This window comes from Micromonospora sp. CPCC 205739 (assembly GCF_036906795.1).
Lineage (GTDB): Bacteria > Actinomycetota > Actinomycetes > Mycobacteriales > Micromonosporaceae > Micromonospora.
In genome coordinates this window covers 323,646-340,724 of record NZ_JBAKHS010000003.1, presented here as the reverse complement: position 1 = coordinate 340,724, position 17,079 = coordinate 323,646, and the positions used below count along the sequence as shown (strand labels likewise).

At 75.0% G+C, this 17,079-nt stretch carries 13 protein-coding genes; 6 read left to right on the top strand and 7 right to left on the bottom strand.

The genetic code is table 11. The annotated features are described in order from the left end of the window. Window position 1: 1 nt before the first annotated feature. From hutH to V6U88_RS07695, 6 genes are all read right to left on the bottom strand, one after another. Window positions 2-1,537, bottom strand: coding sequence for a histidine ammonia-lyase (hutH, locus tag V6U88_RS07720; RefSeq protein ID WP_334451120.1), 1,536 nt, complete (start codon window positions 1,535-1,537; stop codon window positions 2-4). Continuing rightward, window positions 1,534-2,703: an imidazolonepropionase gene (hutI, locus tag V6U88_RS07715; RefSeq protein WP_334451118.1), complete on the bottom strand. Its 1,170-nt coding sequence runs from the start codon at window positions 2,701-2,703 to the stop codon at window positions 1,534-1,536. The genes hutH and hutI overlap by 4 nt, the downstream gene beginning before the upstream one ends. Before the next feature lie 69 nt (window positions 2,704-2,772). Next, window positions 2,773-4,131 (bottom strand): formimidoylglutamate deiminase, encoded by a 1,359-nt coding sequence (locus tag V6U88_RS07710; protein WP_334451117.1) that lies wholly within the window; start codon window positions 4,129-4,131, stop codon window positions 2,773-2,775. Window positions 4,132-4,282: 151 nt separating this feature from the next. Next, the gene (locus tag V6U88_RS07705; RefSeq protein ID WP_334451116.1) at window positions 4,283-5,482 is read right to left on the bottom strand and encodes an allantoate amidohydrolase; all 1,200 of its coding nucleotides are present in this window, start codon (window positions 5,480-5,482) and stop codon (window positions 4,283-4,285) included. After that, on the bottom strand, window positions 5,479-7,134 hold the full coding sequence (gene hutU, locus V6U88_RS07700; RefSeq protein WP_334451115.1) for a urocanate hydratase: 1,656 nt from the start codon (window positions 7,132-7,134) through the stop codon (window positions 5,479-5,481). The genes V6U88_RS07705 and hutU overlap by 4 nt, the downstream gene beginning before the upstream one ends. A gap of 12 nt (window positions 7,135-7,146) precedes the next feature. Continuing rightward, the gene (locus V6U88_RS07695) at window positions 7,147-7,998 is read right to left on the bottom strand and encodes a MurR/RpiR family transcriptional regulator (RefSeq protein WP_334451114.1); all 852 of its coding nucleotides are present in this window, start codon (window positions 7,996-7,998) and stop codon (window positions 7,147-7,149) included. Between the two features lie 157 nt (window positions 7,999-8,155). On the opposite strand from V6U88_RS07695, the gene V6U88_RS07690 reads away from it, so the two are divergent. From V6U88_RS07690 to V6U88_RS07665, 6 genes are all read left to right on the top strand, one after another. Next, window positions 8,156-9,334 (top strand): hypothetical protein, encoded by a 1,179-nt coding sequence (locus tag V6U88_RS07690; protein WP_334451112.1) that lies wholly within the window; start codon window positions 8,156-8,158, stop codon window positions 9,332-9,334. Between the two features lie 177 nt (window positions 9,335-9,511). Next, window positions 9,512-10,573, top strand: a complete 1,062-nt coding sequence (locus V6U88_RS07685) for a glycosyltransferase (protein WP_334451110.1) — start codon at window positions 9,512-9,514, stop codon at window positions 10,571-10,573. Further along, a complete protein-coding gene (locus V6U88_RS07680; protein ID WP_334451108.1) occupies window positions 10,560-11,663 on the top strand; it encodes a glycosyltransferase in 1,104 nt (367 codons plus the stop codon). Before V6U88_RS07685 ends, V6U88_RS07680 begins: the two co-directional genes overlap by 14 nt. 6 nt (window positions 11,664-11,669) lie before the next feature. Next, window positions 11,670-12,854, top strand: a complete 1,185-nt coding sequence (locus V6U88_RS07675) for a glycosyltransferase (protein ID WP_334451106.1) — start codon at window positions 11,670-11,672, stop codon at window positions 12,852-12,854. After that, the gene (locus tag V6U88_RS07670) at window positions 12,851-14,341 is read left to right on the top strand and encodes a hypothetical protein (protein WP_334451105.1); all 1,491 of its coding nucleotides are present in this window, start codon (window positions 12,851-12,853) and stop codon (window positions 14,339-14,341) included. Before V6U88_RS07675 ends, V6U88_RS07670 begins: the two co-directional genes overlap by 4 nt. After that, on the top strand, window positions 14,338-15,567 hold the full coding sequence (locus tag V6U88_RS07665) for a hypothetical protein (RefSeq protein WP_334451104.1): 1,230 nt from the start codon (window positions 14,338-14,340) through the stop codon (window positions 15,565-15,567). Before V6U88_RS07670 ends, V6U88_RS07665 begins: the two co-directional genes overlap by 4 nt. A 16-nt stretch (window positions 15,568-15,583) precedes the next feature. Here the strand turns inward: V6U88_RS07665 and V6U88_RS07660 are convergent, their stop codons facing one another. After that, window positions 15,584-16,954, bottom strand: a complete 1,371-nt coding sequence (locus tag V6U88_RS07660) for a glycosyl hydrolase family 28-related protein (RefSeq protein WP_334451103.1) — start codon at window positions 16,952-16,954, stop codon at window positions 15,584-15,586. Window positions 16,955-17,079 lie beyond the last annotated feature (125 nt).

The window sequence follows — 17,079 nt, the reverse complement described above, 5'->3', positions numbered from 1 at the left end:
GTCAGGCGAGGGGGCCGACCTCGCGTTCGATGGCGGCGCGGAGGTCGGGGCCGGCGAGGACCGCGCGGGCGGCCTCCATGACCGGGGCGAGGAAGACGTCCGGGCCGGGCTCGCCGACGATCGGGCCCAGCGCCGCGACGGCCGCCCGGCCGGCCGGGGACGGGGCGAGCGGCGCGCGCAGCTGGAGCCCCCGGACGGCCGCCAGCAGCTCCACGGCGAGCAGGCTGGTCAGGTTGTCCAGCACGGTGCGCAGCTTCTTGGCCGCCGCCCAGCCCATCGAGACGTGGTCCTCCTGCATGCCGCTGGTGGGCAGCGAGTCCACCGAGGCGGGGGCGGCCAGCCGGCGGTTCTCCGCGACGATCCCGGCGGCCGTGTACTGGGCGATCATCAGGCCGGAGTTGACCCCGGCGTCGGGGGAGAGGAACGCCGGCAGCTCCCGGTTGCGGGCCACGTCGAGCAGCCGGTCGACCCGGCGCTCGGCGATCGCGCCCACCTCGGCGGCGGCGATGGCCAGGTAGTCGGCGGCGAAACCGAGCGGAGCGCCGTGGAAGTTGCCGGTCGACTCGACCCGCCCGTCGGGCAGCACCACCGGGTTGTCCACCACCGAGAGCAGTTCCCGCGCGGCCACCGTCGCGGCGAAGTCCAGCGTGTCCCGCGCGGCACCGGCCACCTGCGGTGCGCAGCGCATCGAGTACGCGTCCTGCACCGCGTGCGCCAGGTCGTCGCGGTGCGAGTCCATCACCCGGGAGTTCTGGAGCAGCCGGTGGATGTTCGCCGCCGACGCGGCCTGACCGGGGTGCGGCCGGATGGCGTGCAGCTCGGGCAGGAACGGCCGCTCCGAGCCGAGCATCGCCTCGATGGCCAGCGCGGCCGTCACGTCCGCCATGGCGAACAGGTGGCGGGCGTCGTGGATCGCCAGCAGCAGCATGCCGAGCATGCCGTCGGTGCCGTTGATCAGCGCCAGCCCCTCCTTGGCGGCCAGCGAGATCGGCGCCAGCCCGACCCGGCGCAGCGCGTCGGCGGCGTCCAGCCGCTCGCCCGCCGGGCCCAGCACCCAGCCCTCACCGAGCAGCACCAGCGCGCAGTGCGCCAGCGGCGCCAGGTCGCCGGAGGCGCCGAGCGAGCCGTGCTCCGGCACCCACGGGGTGATCTCGTGGTTGAGCAGGTCCACCAGGGCCTCGGCGACCAGCGGGCGGACCCCGGAGTGGCCCAGCGCCAGCGAGCGGACCCGCAGCAGCATCATCGCCCGGACCACCTCGCGGGGCATGGGCGCGCCGACCCCGGCGGCGTGCGAGCGGATCAGCGCGTGCTGCAGCTCGGCCCGCCGCTCGGGTGCGACGAAGGTGTTCGCCAGCGCGCCGAAGCCGGTGGAGACGCCGTAGACGGGTCGGCCGGCGGCCTCGATGCCGTCCACGATGGACCGGCTGGCGGTCATCGCGTCCACGGTGGCGGGGTCGAGGACGACCTTGGCGGTGCCGCGGGCCACGGCGAGCACGTCGGCGGGAGTGATCCCGGTGGGCAGGATGGTCACGGTCATTGCGGCGCTCCGTTGTGCAGAACCTGGCGGATCAGTGGCACACCCGGCCGGTAGGCCAGGTGCAGGTGGGACGGGGCGTCGAGGACCACGAGGTCGGCCCGGGCGCCCGGGGTCAGCACCCCGACGTCGTCGCGGCGCAGCGCCCGCGCGCCCCCGGCGGTCGCGGCCCAGACGGCCTCCGCCGGGGTCATCCGCATCTCGCGTACGGCGAGTGCGACGCAGAACGGCATCGAGGAGGTGTACGACGAGCCGGGGTTGCAGTCGGTGGCGAGCGCGACGGTCACGCCCGCGTCGAGCAGCCGGCGGGCGTCCGGGTACGGCGAGCGGGTGGAGAACTCCGCCCCCGGCAGCAGGGTGGCGACGGTCGGCGAACCGGCCAGCGCGTCGACGTCGGCGTCGGTCAGGTGGGTGCAGTGGTCGACGCTGGCCGCACCCAGCTCCACCCCGAGCCGCACCCCCGGCCCGGGGCCGAGCTGGTTGGCGTGCACCCGCACGCCCAGCCCGGCCGCCTGGCCGCAGGTGAGGATCGCCCGCGCGTGGTCGGCGTCGAAGGCGCCCCGCTCGCAGAAGACGTCCACCCAGCGCGCGTACGGGGCGGCGGCGGCGAGCATCGGCCCGCAGACCAGCCCCACGTAGTCGTCGGGGCGGTCGGCGTACTCGGCGGGGACGACGTGCGCGCCGAGGAAGGTCGTCTCCGCGCTGACCTCGGCGGCGATCCGCAGCGAGCGGGCCTCGTCGGCGACGGTGAGGCCGTACCCGCTCTTGATCTCCATGGTGGTGGTGCCCTGCGCCATGGCCTCGCCGCGCAGCCGGCGCACCGTGGCGCGCAGCTCGTCGTCGGAGGCGGCCCGGGTCGCGCCGACCGTGGTGCGGATGCCCCCGCCGGTGTACGGCTGCCCGGCCATCCGGGCCGCGAACTCGGCGGCCCGGTCCCCGGCGAAGACCAGGTGGGCGTGGCTGTCCACGAAGCCGGGCAGCACCGCGGCACCGCCGGCGTCGATCCGCCGGTCGGCGGCCGGGGCGTCCCGGGACGGGCCGATCCAGGCCACCCGGCCCTCCTCGACCAGCAGCGCCACCCGGCGGCGGATGCCGAGCGGGCCGCCCTCGCCCGCGCCGGCGACGTTGGTGACCAGTTCGCCGATGTCGTCGACCAGCAGGCTGCTCACGGCGTCCCTCCGTTCTCCGGTCCGGTGCTCCGGCGTACGCCGGCCACCCGCGCCGTCAGGCCCGTGCGGCTACCCATCGGAGACCGCCGCGATCGCGTCGCGCAGCGCCGTCGGCACGTCCACGCTCAGGTGTACGCCGTCGCGGACCACCTGCCGCCCGTCGATTACCACCGCGTCGACGTCCGCGGCGGTCGCCGCGAAGAACGCGCCCACCGGCGGCACCCCGGCCGTGCGGGCGGTGTCGAGCCGTACCGTGACCAGGTCGGCGCGGGCGCCGACGGCGAGCCGGCCGGCGTCGGCCCAGCCCAGCGCGGCGTGCCCGCCGGTGGTCGCGGCGGCCAGGAGGTCGGCGGCGGTGAAGTGCCCGCGCCGCCGGGTGCGCAGCCGCTCGTCCAGCTCGACCGCGCGCGCCTCCTCGAAGAGGTCGATCACCGCGTGGCTGTCGCTGCCCAGGCTGAGCGGGCTGCCGGCCTCGGCCATCCGCCGGGCCGGGCCGATCCCGTCCGCCAGGTCCCGCTCGGTGGTCGGGCAGAGGCAGACCCCGGTGCGGCTCTCCCCGAGCAGCGCCACGTCCGCGCCGGTCGGGTGGGTGGCGTGCACGGCGGTGACGTCCGGTCCGAGCACCCCGTGGTCGGCGAGCAGCCGGGTGGGGGTACGCCCGTGCGCCGCCCGGCAGGCGTCGTTCTCGGCGGGCTGCTCCGACAGGTGCACGTGCAGCGGTGCGCCGCGCCGGTCGGCCCAGCCGGCCACGGTGGCGAGCTGTTCCGCCGGCACCGCGCGAACCGAGTGGATGGCCGCGCCGACCCGGGCGTGCCCGGCGCCGGGCGTGAACGCGCTCACCCGGTCCGCCCAGCGCAGCGCGTCGCCGTCGCCGAAGCGGCGCTGCGGCCCGGCCAGCGGTGCGCCGTCGACGGTGGCGGTCAGGTAGCAGGTGTCCAGCAGGGTGATCCGGATGCCGGCCTGCGCGGCGGCCTCGACCAGCGCCGCCGACATCGCGTTCGGGTCGTCGTACGGGGTGCCGCCGGGGCCGTGGTGCAGGTAGTGGAACTCCCCGACGCAGGTGATCCCGGCCAGCGCCATCTCCGCGTACGCGGCCCGGGCCAGGGCCAGGTACGAGTCCGGGTCGAGCCGCTGCGCGACCGCGTACATCCCGTCGCGCCAGGTCCAGAAGTCGCCCCGTCCGGCGTGGGTGCGCCCGCGCAGCGCCCGGTGGAAGGCGTGCGAGTGGGCGTTGGCCAGGCCGGGCAGGGTGAGCCCGGGCAGCCGGACGGCGTCACCGAGCACCTCGACCCCGGCCGTGGGCCGGCCGCCGGTCAGCGGGGTGACGGCGGTGATCCGCCCGTCCGCCGTCTCGATCAGCACGTCCGGGGTGGGCTCGGCGTGGTCGGGCAGCCAGGCGTACTCGGCGAGCCAGCGGGTGGCGGTCATGGTGTCGACTCCCTGTGGAGCTGAATCGTCTGCGACATCACCCGATCATGGCCGCGCCGAATCGTCTGCGACATCGGCTCGACAGCCCCCGACGGGGCCGGTGCCGCCCGGCCCCGGCCCGCCGTCGTCGGCCCGTCCGGCCGGGCCGGGCTCAGCGACATGCCAGCTCCTCCAGCACCCGGGCCAGGGCGGTCACCCCGGCCGCGCAGTCGGCGTCGTCGGCCGACTCGGCGGGGGAGTGCGACACCCCGGTCGGGTTGCGGACGAAGAGCATCGCGGTGGGCAGGTGCGCGGCCAGCACCCCCGCGTCGTGCCCCGCCCCGGTGGGCAGCACCGGCGCGTCGAGCAGCCCGGCCAGCCGGTCGGCCAGCCCGCCGTCGAAGGCGACCAGCGGGGTGGCCGACTCCTCGGTGCAGGTCAGCTCCGTGCCGTCCCGCTTCGCCCGCTCGGCCGCCTTGGCCTGCACCGCCCCGACCAGCCCGCGCAGCGTCTCCGGCTCGGCCGCCCGGGCGTCCAGCCAGCCGGTCACCCGGGACGGGATCGCGTTGGTGGCGTTCGGCTCCACCGACACCCGGCCCACGGTGGCGTGCGCGTCGCGCAGCCGGGCCTCCTTGTTCGCCGCCAGCACCGTGAACGCGTACGTCAGCATCGGGTCGCGGCGGTCGGCCATCCGGGTCGTACCCGCGTGGTTGCCCTCGCCGTGGAAGTCGAAGCGCCAGCGGCCGTGCGGCCAGATGGCGCTGGCGACCGCGACCGGCGAGTCCTGCTCGACCAGCGCGCGGCCCTGCTCGACGTGCAGCTCCACGAAGGCCGCGAAGCGGCCGAGCAGCGCCGGGTCGGCGCCCGCCGGCCGGTCGCCCAGCGCCTCGGCGAAGCTCACCCCGGCCGCGTCGCGCAGCCCGGCCGCGCGGTCCACCGCGATCTCGCCGGTGAGCAGCCGCGACCCCAGGCACGGTACGCCGAAGCGGGCCCCCTCCTCCTCGACGAACGCCGCCACCGCGATCGGCCGGTCGGGGGTGACCCCCGCCGCGCGCAGCTCGTCCACGGCGAGGAACGCGCTGACGATGCCGAGTGGCCCGTCGTACGCCCCGCCGTGCGGCACCGAGTCGAAGTGGCTGCCGGTCAGCACCGCGCCACCCGCCTCCGGGTCACCCCACCAGGCGAAGAGGTTGCCGTTGCCGTCCTCGGTGACCGGCATGCCGCGCTCGTCGGCCTGCGCCCGGAACCAGGCCCGCAGGTGCAGCTCCGGCTCGGTGAGGGCGTAGCGCAGGTAGCCGCCGCTGCCGGCGTCCCGCCCCACCGGCGCGATCTCGTCCCACAGCTTCCGGAACCGGCCGGCGAGGTCCGTCACGCCGGTCCCTCGGCCATCGGCACCCGCACCCCGGTGCGCTCCGCGACCTCGCGGGCGGCCTCGTACCCGGCGTCCACGTGCCGGATCACGCCCATCGCCGGGTCGTTGGTGAGCACCCGCTCGATCTTCTGCCCGGCCAGCGCGGTGCCGTCGGCGACGCACACCTGCCCGGCGTGCAGCGACCGCCCGATGCCCACCCCGCCGCCGTGGTGGATGGAGACCCAGGACGCCCCGCTGGCGGTGTTGACCAGCGCGTTGAGCAGCGGCCAGTCGGCGATCGCGTCGGAGCCGTCGGCCATCGCCTCGGTCTCCCGGTACGGGCTGGCGACGCTGCCGCAGTCCAGGTGGTCCCGGCCGATGACCACCGGCGCGGACAGCTCGCCGGAGGCGACCATCTCGTTGAACCGCACGCCGGCCTTGTCCCGCTCGCCGTAGCCGAGCCAGCAGATCCGCGCGGGCAGGCCCTGGAAGGCGACCCGCTCGCCGGCCATCCGCATCCACCGGGCCAGCGACTCGTTCTCCGGGAACAGCTCCAGGATGGCCCGGTCGGTGGCGGCGATGTCCTTCGGGTCGCCGGAGAGCGCCGCCCAGCGGAACGGGCCCTTGCCCTCGCAGAACAGCGGCCGGATGTACGCCGGCACGAAGCCGGGGAAGTCGAACGCCCGCTCGTAGCCCGCGAGCTGGGCCTCGCCCCGGATGGAGTTGCCGTAGTCGAAGACCTCGGCGCCCGCGTCGAGGAAGCCCACCATCGCCTCGACGTGCTGCGCCATCGACGCCCGGGCCCGATCGGTGAACTCGGCCGGCTTCGCCGCCGCGTAGTCCCGGGCGTCGGCCAGCTCCACCCCCACCGGCAGGTACGACAGCGGGTCGTGCGCGCTGGTCTGGTCGGTCACGATGTCGATGGCGACGCCCCGGCGCAGCAGCTCCGGGAAGACGGTCGCCGCGTTGCCGACCACGCCGACGCTCAGCGCCCGGCGCTCCCGCTTCGCGGCGAGCACCCGCTCGACCGCGTCGTCGAGGGAGTCGGCGACCTCGTCGAGGTAGCGGTCGTGCATCCGCCGCTCCAGCCGGGTGCGGTCCACGTCCACGATCAAGCAGGCGCCGCCGTTCATGGTGACCGCGAGGGGCTGCGCCCCGCCCATCCCGCCGCAGCCGGCGGTCAGCGTCAGCGTCCCGGCCAGCGTGCCGCCGAAGCGCTTCGCCGCCACCGCCGCGAACGTCTCGTACGTGCCCTGCAGGATGCCCTGGGTGCCGATGTAGATCCACGAACCGGCGGTCATCTGCCCGTACATGGTCAGGCCGAGCTGCTCCAGCCGGCGGAACTCCGGCCAGGTGGCCCAGTCGCCGACCAGGTTCGAGTTGGCCAGCAGCACCCGGGGCGCCCACTCGTGGGTGCGCATGACCCCCACCGGGCGGCCGGACTGCACCAGCATCGTCTCGTCGTCGCGCAGCTCGGTCAGCGTGCGCACCAGCGCGTGGTACGACGGCCAGTCCCGGGCGGCCTTGCCGGTGCCGCCGTAGACGACCAGGTCGTCCGGGCGCTCGGCCACCTCCGGGTCCAGGTTGTTCATCAGCATCCGCAGGGCGGCCTCCTGCGGCCACCCCTGGGCGGTGCGTGCGGTGCCGCGAGCGGCGCGGACGGGCTGGTGCATCTCGAACTCCTCTCAGCCGAGGAACAACTGGCGACGGGCGGCGGACGACTCGAACGCCTCCAGGCGGGCCTGCGTGTCCGCCGGGGAGGCGTCGCAGATCGCCTGGAGGACCACCATGGCCAGGGTCATCGGGGCGGTGTGCAGGTCGAACACGAGGTCGGTGCCGACCGCGGCGGGCAGCACCAGCTCGGCGTACTCGGTCGCGGGGCTCACCGGTGAGTCGGTGATCGCCACCACGGTCAGGCCGGCGTCGCGCGCCTCGCGCAGCGCCTCGAAGGTCTCCCGGGGATACCGGGGCAGGACGAAGGCGAGCAGGGCGCTCGCCCCGGACGCCGCCGCCTGCTCCAGGCGGTCGGTGAGCAGGCTGCCGCCGTCGTCGAGCACCCGGACGTCCGGGTGCACCTTGGCGGCGAAGTAGGCGAAGTACGCGGCCAGCGGCGCGGCCGCGCGCAGCCCGAGCACCGGCAGCGGGCGGCTCGCCGCCAGCAGGTGCCCGGCGGCGGCGATCCGGTCCCGGTCGGCGAGCTCACCGGCGAGCCGGTCCAGGTTGGCCATCTCGGCGCGGACCGCCCGCTGGAGCTCGTTGCCGTCTCCGGCGTCGTCGCCCGCCCCGCCGGCGGTCAGCTCGCGCAGCCGGCGGCGCAGCGCCGGGTAGCCGTCGTGGCCGAGCGCGACGGCGAACCGGGTCACCGACGGCTGGCTCACCCCGGCCAGCTCGGCCACCTCGGCCGCGGAGAGGTACGACGCGGCGGCGGCGTGCTGCACGAGGCAGTGCGCGATGCGGCGCTGGGTGGGCGTGAGCCGGACGCCGTGGAACAGGTCGAGCACCCGGTCGGGCGGTGCGGCGACGGCTCCGTCATTCATGCCGCGACTCTATGCATAAAAACTTTCACAGGCAACCGTGCGGTGGATCCGTCCACACCGTCCGGTCATCCATCGGGACCCGACGACCGACGGACGAGGTGACGGGCGCGCTCTCTGTACGATCCCCTTCGGCGGGCGAGCAGAGGGGTGGTGGCGGATGCAGCCGGAGGGGCCGTACAGGTTCACCGAGGTGATGGGTGAATGCCAGGTCGGCAGGGCCTGGGCGGCGCTCGACGCGCAGGACCGGCCGCTGACCGTCGTCGTGCTCGACGGTCCGGCGGCCGACGACTCCGCCTGGCGGGAGGCGTTCACCAACGCGGCCAACCTGTTGCACCAGACCGCCGGTGGCCACCGGTACGTCGACGCCGACTTCACCGCCGCCCAGCCCTGGGTCTCGTACCCGGTGGAGGAGGCGAACGCGGCCACCCGCCTCTTCCAGACCCTCGGCATGGACTACCAGTCGGTGCCGGTCGGGTCCGCCGACGGCGGCACGCAGCCCTCGTCCGGGGCGCCGCAGCCGTCCTGGACGCCACAGCCCTGGTCGATGACCACCGGTCAACCGGTCTCCGGGGCGCCGATGTCCGGCGCGCCCACCTCGGGGACGCCCATGTCGGGTGCGCCCATGTCGGGTGCGCCCATGTCGCCCGCCGCCGATCCCGCCCCGTCGTACGACGCGTTCTCGGAGACGGGCCGGCGGATCGCTCCGGTGCCGGCGCCGCCGAAGCGGCGTACCTGGCTCTGGGCCCTTCTCGCGGTGGTGCTCTTCGTCGCCGGGGGCGGGATCGGTTTCGGGTGGGGCCGGTCGACCGCGGGCGGCGAGGCGAAGCCGGCTCCCAGCCCCTCGCTGTCGCCCTATGAGGCCAGCCAGTTCTCCGTCAACAAGGCCAAGTTCGACGGCAGCCTCGCGGTGCTCGCCGAGCCCTGGCTGGCCCGGATGGGCGGCTGCGCCTCCGACACCGAGGTCGGCGGACCCAAGCTGCCGGAGGACGAGAAGCAGCACGTCTTCTGCCGCTACGGCGGGCTGTCGGTGCACTTCGCCCTCTACGAGTCGGGCACCCGGGAGGACGCCGCGCGGGCGTACCGCCAGCAACTCGCCATCAGTGGCAGCGCCCTGGCCCCGGGACTGCGCGAGTCGACGCGCACCAAGGGCGGGGTGACCGGCGTCGAGGGCAGCTACGTCGAGTACGCCTTCAAGGCCGGCGACGGGCGCCCCACGTGCGGCATCTGGTGGGACCGCGACGACAGCGTCGGCGCCGTGTACTTCGAGACCCTCTGCGAGGCGGGCGTCGCCGGCAACTGGGACGCCCTGCGTGATGTCTGGCACAGGCACAGCTGAAGGTCCGGTCCGTTCGGTCCGTTGACAACGTCGGCGGCCGGACGAACTAATAAACGCGCATCACTATCCATTCCGGAGCATCGATCGCGGGGGATCATGACATCGGTGGAGAAGCTGGACCCTGTCGTAGCCAGGGCCCCCCGTCCACCCCTACTGGCTGACCGTTCGGTCGCCCTGGTGCACGAGTGGTTCACCGCCGCAGGTGGCGCCGAGAGCGTCTTCCTCGCGATGGCGGACCTCCTCCCGGGCGCGCAACGGTTCGTGCTCTGGGCGGACCAGGACGTCCCCGCCGAGGAACTGATGCTGCGCGAGTCGTGGCTGGGGAGGACGCCCCTGCGCCGGAGCAAGGCGCTCGCCCTGCCGCTGATGCCACTGGCCTGGCGGGCCTGGAACGGCCCCCGGTTCGACGTGGTGGTCTCCTCCAGCCACGCCTTCGCCCACACCGCCAAGTTCGGGCCGCCCGAGCAGACCCGCCACCTCAGTTACGTCCACTCGCCCGCCCGGTACGTGTGGAGCCCCGGCCTCGACGCGCGCGGCGGCAGCCCCCTGCTCGCCGTTCCCCGGCGGACGCTCCAAGCGGTGGACGTACGGCTGAGCCGGCACGTCCACGCGTACGCGGCGAACTCGTGGGAGGTGCGGGAGCGGATCCGCCGGTACTGGAAGCGGGACGCCGTCGTCATCCATCCGCCGGTCGACGTGGAGTTCTTCGCCTCGGCCCCGGCCGGGCAGCGCGACCAGCCTCGGGACTACCTGCTGGGTGCCGGGCGGTGGGTGCCGTACAAGAACTTCGACCTGATGATCGAGATCGCCGAGGCGGCGGGGATGCCGCTGGTGATCGCCGGGGCAGGGCCCGAGGAGCCCCGGCTGCGCCGGCTGGCCGCCCGGGTCACCACGCCGGTCACCTTCGAGGACCGCCCGACACGGGAACGGCTGCGGGAGCTCTACTGGGGCGCCTACGCGCTGCTGTTCCCCGCGCACGAGGACTTCGGCATCGTCCCGGTGGAGGCCCAGGCCTGCGGGACACCCGTGGTCGGCCTGCGCAGCGGCGGTCTCCTGGAGACCGTCGTCGACGGCGAGACCGGCGCCCTGGTCCACTCGACCGATGCCCGGGCGTACGCCGACGCCGTCCGGATGGTCGGGCACCTCGACGCCCACCGGATGCGGCGCAAGGCCGCCGACTTCTCCCCCCAGCGGTTCAGCGACCGGATGTCCGAGTGGATCGCCCATGAGTCCGGCTGACCGCGGCCCGGCGACCGTCGCCGACTGCAGTGGAGTCGGTCCCGGCGGAATCACCCGGGTGCTGACCGAACTGGTCCGGCACTGGCCGGCCGGGCGGCCCCTGCGGATCGTCGCGGCGCCGGCGACCTGGGAGACGCCCACCGGGGCCACGGAGGCCGAGGTCCTCAGCCGACAGACCGGCGACCGGGCCCGCACCATCACCTCGGCCACCGCCACGCTGCGCAAGGCCACCGGCCGGGCCGCGCCCGGCACCCAGGTGCTCTCGCTGAGCCCGTCCGCCGCGATCGTGGGCAGCCGCCTGCCGGTCACCACGGTCCTGCACGACCTGGCGTTCCGGCTGTGGCCGCACGGGCTCTCCACCGCCGTACGCCAGTACCGGCGCATCAGCTACGCCACCGCCGTCCGCCGGTCCCAGCGGCTGCTCTGCGTCAGCGCTCGTACCCGGCACGACCTGCTCGGCCTCTACGGGGTCGCCGACGACCGGACGGAGGTCTGGCATCCCGGCAGCGACCTGGCCGTCGTCCCAGGGCAGCTGCCCGAGCCGCTGGCCCGAGTCCGCGAGCGGGGCGGCGGGTACCTCCTCGTCGCCGGGCACGCCGCCCACAAGGGCGTCGAACTCGCGGTGGACGCCCTGCCGGAGCTGCCCGGTCACACGCTGGCGGTGCTCACCGGCGGCCAGCGGGTCGACCTGTTCACGCAGGCCGCGGCCCGCTCCGTCGCGGCCGACCGGGTGCTCTTCCTGGACCGGCTCACCGACGCCGGGTACGCCGCCGCGCTGGCCGACGCCGCCGCCTTCCTCATGCCCAGCCACTTCGAGGGGTACGGCCTGCCGGCGGCGGAGGCCCTGCGGCTGGGCACCCCGACCGTCGTCTCACCCGATCCCGCGCTGCACGAGGCGACCGATGGGCGCGGGGTGCGGATGACCTCGTGGACGCCGCAGGCGTTGGCGAGCGCCGTGCGGACGGCCGTGACGTCGCCCCGGCCGCCCATCGGCGACGGCGGCCGGTCCTGGCGGACGGCCACCGAACACCTCGTCACCCTGCTCGACGCGGCACCGGTCGAGCGGCGGCCCGTGCCGGCCGGGAGGTAGCGCGCCGTGCGGATCGCCATGGTCCACTCCTCGTTCGCCATCGCCGGCGGCGCCGAACGGTACCTGCGCGACCTCTCCCGGTCCCTCACCGACCGCGGCCACGAGGTCCGAGTCTTCAGCCGTCCGTCCGCCAACGCCGAGCCGGACGACCAGCCGGTCGCTCCGCGCCTCGCGGCCCGCCTGGGCCAGGGCCGGCCCCGCGTGGGCAAGCTCCTCACCCACATGGGCGACCTGGTCGACCCGACCGGGCTGCGCGCCGCCGACCTGCGTTCCTTCGCCCCGGACGTGGTGCACGTGCACAACTGGCAGGGGATCGGCGTGCTACCCGTCGCCCGCCTCGCCCGCGCCTACCCGACCTGTCACACCGTGCACGACTACGCGATCTGCGACCCGAACAACGCGTTGGCGAACCGCGGCCGGTCACCCGCTGCGGAGCTGGCGCTGGGTGTGCGATCGGCCTGGCTGGTGCGCCGCCTGCGCCACGTGTCCCTGCTCTGGCCGGCGCAGCGCACCCGGGACATCGTGCACCGGCACGTGCCCGGCGCGTCCCGGCTCGCCGGACGGGTGATCCCGCTCGCCGTACCCACCCCGCGGGGGTGGCGCGTCCAGTGGCGGCCCGGTGACCCGCGCGTCTTCCTGTTCCTCGGCGCGCTCAGCCGGCACAAGGGCGTCGACCTGCTGCTGGACGCGTGGTCGGACGTCGCGGCGACCACCGGCGCCACCCTGCTCGTCGCCGGGGACGGTCCCCTGCGCGGCAGAGTGGAGGAGACCGCCCGTACGACGCCGTCGGTGCGCTACCTCGGCTACCTGGACGGGCCGGGCAAGGAGGACGCCATGCAGCACGCCGGCTGGTTACTCCTGCCCAGCCAGTGGGCGGAGAACTTCCCCCTCTCCTGTGTGGAGGCGCTGACCGCGGGCCGACCCGTGATCGCCAGCACCGTCGCCCGGCCGCCGATGGCCTCCGACGGATCGGTGCTGACCTTCGACGACCGGGCCGCACTGGCCGCGCTGCTGGCCCGTGCGGCGCGCCTGCCGGAGCCCGAGTACGCCGCCCTGGCCGCGTCCGCCGCCCGCGACGGTCGCCGGCTCGACTGGGACCGGCACGTGGACGCCGTCCTGGCAAGCTACGAGGCGGTCCGGACCCGCGGCTGCGTGACGGATACGCTCCCGCACGAGGTGACCTCCGCATGACTTCCGAGACCGCACGCCGGCCCCGCACCGCACGTCGCACCTGGCTGGCGATCGGCGCCGTCCTGTCGCTGGCCGCCGTGCTCGCACCGCTCGCCGGGCTCTCCCCGGTCCTACCGGTCTTCCTGGCCCTGGTGGGTGTCGTCGCGGTCCGTCCGGTGCCGGGGCTGAGCTACGTGGCGCTCGTGCTCACCGTCCCGCTGGGGTTGTGGTTCGTCGGCCTCGAGGAGTTGGTGGGCGACGCCTTCGGCGGCCGCGACTACGTGCTGAGCATCTCCGCCAGCCTGGTCGTCGGCGTGCTCTTCACGCTGACCGTGGCGCGGGGCCGCTGGCACCGGCGGCACCTCGTCGCCGCAGCGGTGGCGGTCGTCGTCCTCGGCGTGTGGAGCCTCCTCGGGATCGACCACCACGGGGTGGCGCAGACCCTCGTCGGTGTCCGGCTGATGGTGGTGCCGCTGCTGCTGCTCGTGGTGCTCGCCGCCCTGCCGGGAGACCGGCTCGCCACCCTCGTCACCGTCATGTCGTGGCTGCTCGTCGCGAACGCCGTGGCGTCGATCGCCGAGCTGCTGGTCGGCCCGGCCCGCCTCGTGCAGTGGGGCTTCGAGGAGGGGCGGGCGGTCCGCTACATCGGCGAGACCTTCCGGGTGCCCGGGCTGACCGAGTTCAACGGTGAGCTGGGCATCCTGGCCGGCGCGTACCTGCTGGGCTACCTGACGCTCTGGCTGACCCCGGGGGCGCGACCGACCCGGTGGTCCTGGCACCTGGGCGGGTCTGCCGCGCTGCTCTGTCTCGCCCTCAGCACCAGCCGGTCCGGGGCACTGCTGGTGGCCGCCGGGGTGGTCGCCGCCGTCGTCGTCAACCGTTCGGGCGGTGCCGCCGCCCGGCGGCGGGCCCGGCTGCTCGGGCTGGCCGTGGTCGCCTGCCTGGTGGTCGCCTTCGTCGCCGTCGGGGCCACCGGGGCGCGCAGCCTGTTCGACCGCTTCGAGGTCTGGTCCGTGCTGCTCAGCGACGACCTTCCGCCCTGGGGCCAGGGGATCGGCAGTGTCGGCGCCGCGACGAGCTCCCGGATCGCCTCCGGGCAGCAGATCTTCGTGGACAACTACTTCGTGAGCCTGGCGTTGCAGCTCGGCCCGGTGCTGGCGGTCGCGGTCGTCGTCGCACTCGGCTGGGCGTTGTGGCGGCTCTGGCGGCGTGGGGCCGAGGACCAGACGGCCGTGCCACCCACCGCGATCCTGGTCGGGCTCGCCTGCGCGTCGCTGATGATCGAGGCGTGGGAGTACCCGGGCGCGATGATGTGCCTGGCCCTGTTCCTCGCGTACGCCCTGCGACCGGCGCCCGCTCCCGCGCCACCGGCTCCGGTGCTGCCGCCGGCGCCGCGGATCCCGGTGCCGGTGCTGCCACCGCCACCGTCGATCCCCGCCCCTGCGGACCCGGTCCCGCCGGTGGCGACGCCGGCCGGCCCGGTCCCCGACGAGCAGCCGCGACGGTGACCGTGCGTCGCCTGGCGGCCCGGACGGCGGCCCTGCAACGCACCCAGCTGTCGGTGCAGGCGCTCACCCGCCTCGCGAGCGTCACCGTCTTCCTGCTCGCGTCCTGGTGGGACACCGCCCACCTGCCGCTGGTCGCGTTGCAGGGGGCGCTGTTCGCCCTCCCGTACGCCCTGATGGAGGCCCTCGTCGGCCGGCCGCTCGCGGCAGGCCTGGTGCCCGACGACTGGGACCTGCGACGCTGGGCCCGCTCGGTGGCGATGGTCACCGCCCTGCCCGTCGGCGTGGTCGGCTACCTCTCCGCCACCGTCGCCCTGCCGCAGACCGGCGTCGCAGACCGCCTCCTGATGGTCACGCCGGTGCTGCTGCAACTGCCGATCGAGGCGTTGTTCTGGGCCACCATGAGGAGCGGTTCGCCCCTGCGGGCCAACCTCGTCCCGCAGCTCACGGCGGTCGGCACCGTCGTCGGCGCCGTCGCCTTCGTCGCCGTGGGCCTGCGGGTCGACGTCGCCGCCGTACCGGCCCAGGTCGCGGTCCTGGCCTGGGCCCTGCTCAGCATGCCGCCGACCCGGGGCGACCAGGTGCGCCCCGGTATCCGCCCCGCCCTCTCCGTCGGCTCGGTGTACTGCTTCGCGGCGGTGGTCGACCTGTCGTACTCGATCGCGCTGCCGTCGGTCGCCGGCGCGGTCGCCGGGCAGGCCACGGTCGTGGTGCTGCGCGCGATGGACCTCGCCTTCGGGCCCTTCCACGTGCTGCTCTCGGCGAGCACCCGGGAGGACGTCGTGGCGGGCCGACGCAGCCGTCGCTGGACCGCCATCCGCGGGCTGACCGTGGCGGCCCTGCTCGCCGTGTCGGCGGTGATGGTGCTCGGGGGCACTCGGGTACGGGAGCTGCTGGCCACCGACCTGGCCGCCGTCGGCGTCACCGTGGTGGCTCTGTACTGCGCCTACAAGGCCCTGCTGATGGTCTCCACCTGGCTCTCCACCCGGCACATGATCTGGGCCGCGCCGCGCCGCTACCTGGTCTCCGCCGTCGGGTCCCGGGTCGTCGCGTTCGCCGTCCTGGCCGTCGCGGTCGTCCAGGCCACCCGCCCCGGAGACCTGGTCCTGCTGCTGGTGGTCGGCGAGGTGCTGGTCGTGATCTGGTTCCTGGGCCGGATGCGGCCGGGCCGTCCCGCCGACGACACCGCCGCGGTCGTACCCAGCAGCGGCGAGGCGGTCCGGCTGTAGCGGCCGCCCCGGCGCCTCACGCCTCGGCGGCCAGCACCTGCACCGCACCGCTGGGAAACAGCGCGCACAGTTGCGTCCGGCCGCCCACCTGCCGGGCGAACACCCGGACCGCCCCGTCGCCGGGCGCCGACGGAGTGGCCTGGGCGCGCAGGTCGAAGGCCGGAGTCACCACGAGGTTGTTCCGCGGATGCCCGAGGCCCTGCGTGATCTCCACCTGCGTCGTCGCTGCGGGCGTGCCGATCCAGCCCCTGCCCGTGCCGGGCACGTGCCCGCCGGCCTCGTCCAACGCCCCGGGCTGCCACAGGCTCGCCCGGACGCTGGACAGACCCCGGTCAGCGCCGAAGTCGACCGCCGCCGTGCCACAGTTCACGATCCGGCTGTCGACCAGGCAACCGGACGGCTCGTCCGGCTGCGCCCCGGGAGCGAACTGAACGCCGATCTCCTGCGCGTGGTTGTAGCCGAGGACCAGCCCCGACATCCATCGGCAGTCGTTGCGGGAGATGCGCACCCCGACCCCGCCATTGAGGTCGGCGTAGCAGTTCACACAGCCGATGGCCGTGGCAGCCAGGTCGAACGCCAGGTCCTGCCGGATGCCCCAGGCGTGACAGTTCACCATCAGCGTGCCGGTCGACTCGCCGGCGAGGCGGAATCCGCTCGCACCGTTCTGGAACGCCAGGCAGTTGAGGAACATCGAGTCGTGTGGCCCGGTGAAGTTGATCCCGTGACCGTCGTTGTCGTGCGACCGCACCGCGGACAGCCGCGCCTCCATCTGGTGCGACCCCTCCGGCAACGCCGCCGTCGGTCCCCATTCGCTGACCACACCGTCGTTGCGGCAGTCGAAGACGATCACCTCGGACAGTTCGTACCCGTAGCCGTACAGGCGCAGACCGAAGCCGCCGCGCGGGTTCTGCGTCTTGTTGCCGTCCAGGGCGAGGTCCCGGACGCTGAACAGGGTGATCCCGTCATCCGACCGGGTGCCGGTCAACCGGGTGAAACCATCGGACTCCAGGATGGCGGAGTTCGCGTTGGGCCGCAGCCGCAACGTCGTCGCGTCGCCGCCGGCACCGCGCAGGTGGATGCGCGAGTGCAGCGTGAGCCGACCGGTCAGGTACGTCCCGGCGGGGAAGAAGACCGTGCCGCCGTTCGGCCGGGCGGCGTCGATCGCCTCCTGGATCCGCGCGGTGTCGTCGGTGACGCCGTCCCCTGCCGCGCCGTACGCCCGTACGTCGACGACTGCCGCGCCGGTGGCGCCGTCGGCCATCGCACCACCGACAGTGGCCCCGACCAGCGCGGACGAGCCCACCCCGGCGGCGATCGCGCCACCGGTCAACAACGCCCGCCGGCTGACCGGGGGCCGGGGTGGTCCCGCGGCGTCCTCGTGAACCATGTGTTCCCTCCCCGTGACATGGCGCGCCGCCGCCCCGGCCGGAACCCGCAGCCTGACCGGACGATGATTCCACGCGCCGGGCCCGTCGTCGCGAGGCGGTCTCGCGGTACGGGCGGGGCCGCCGC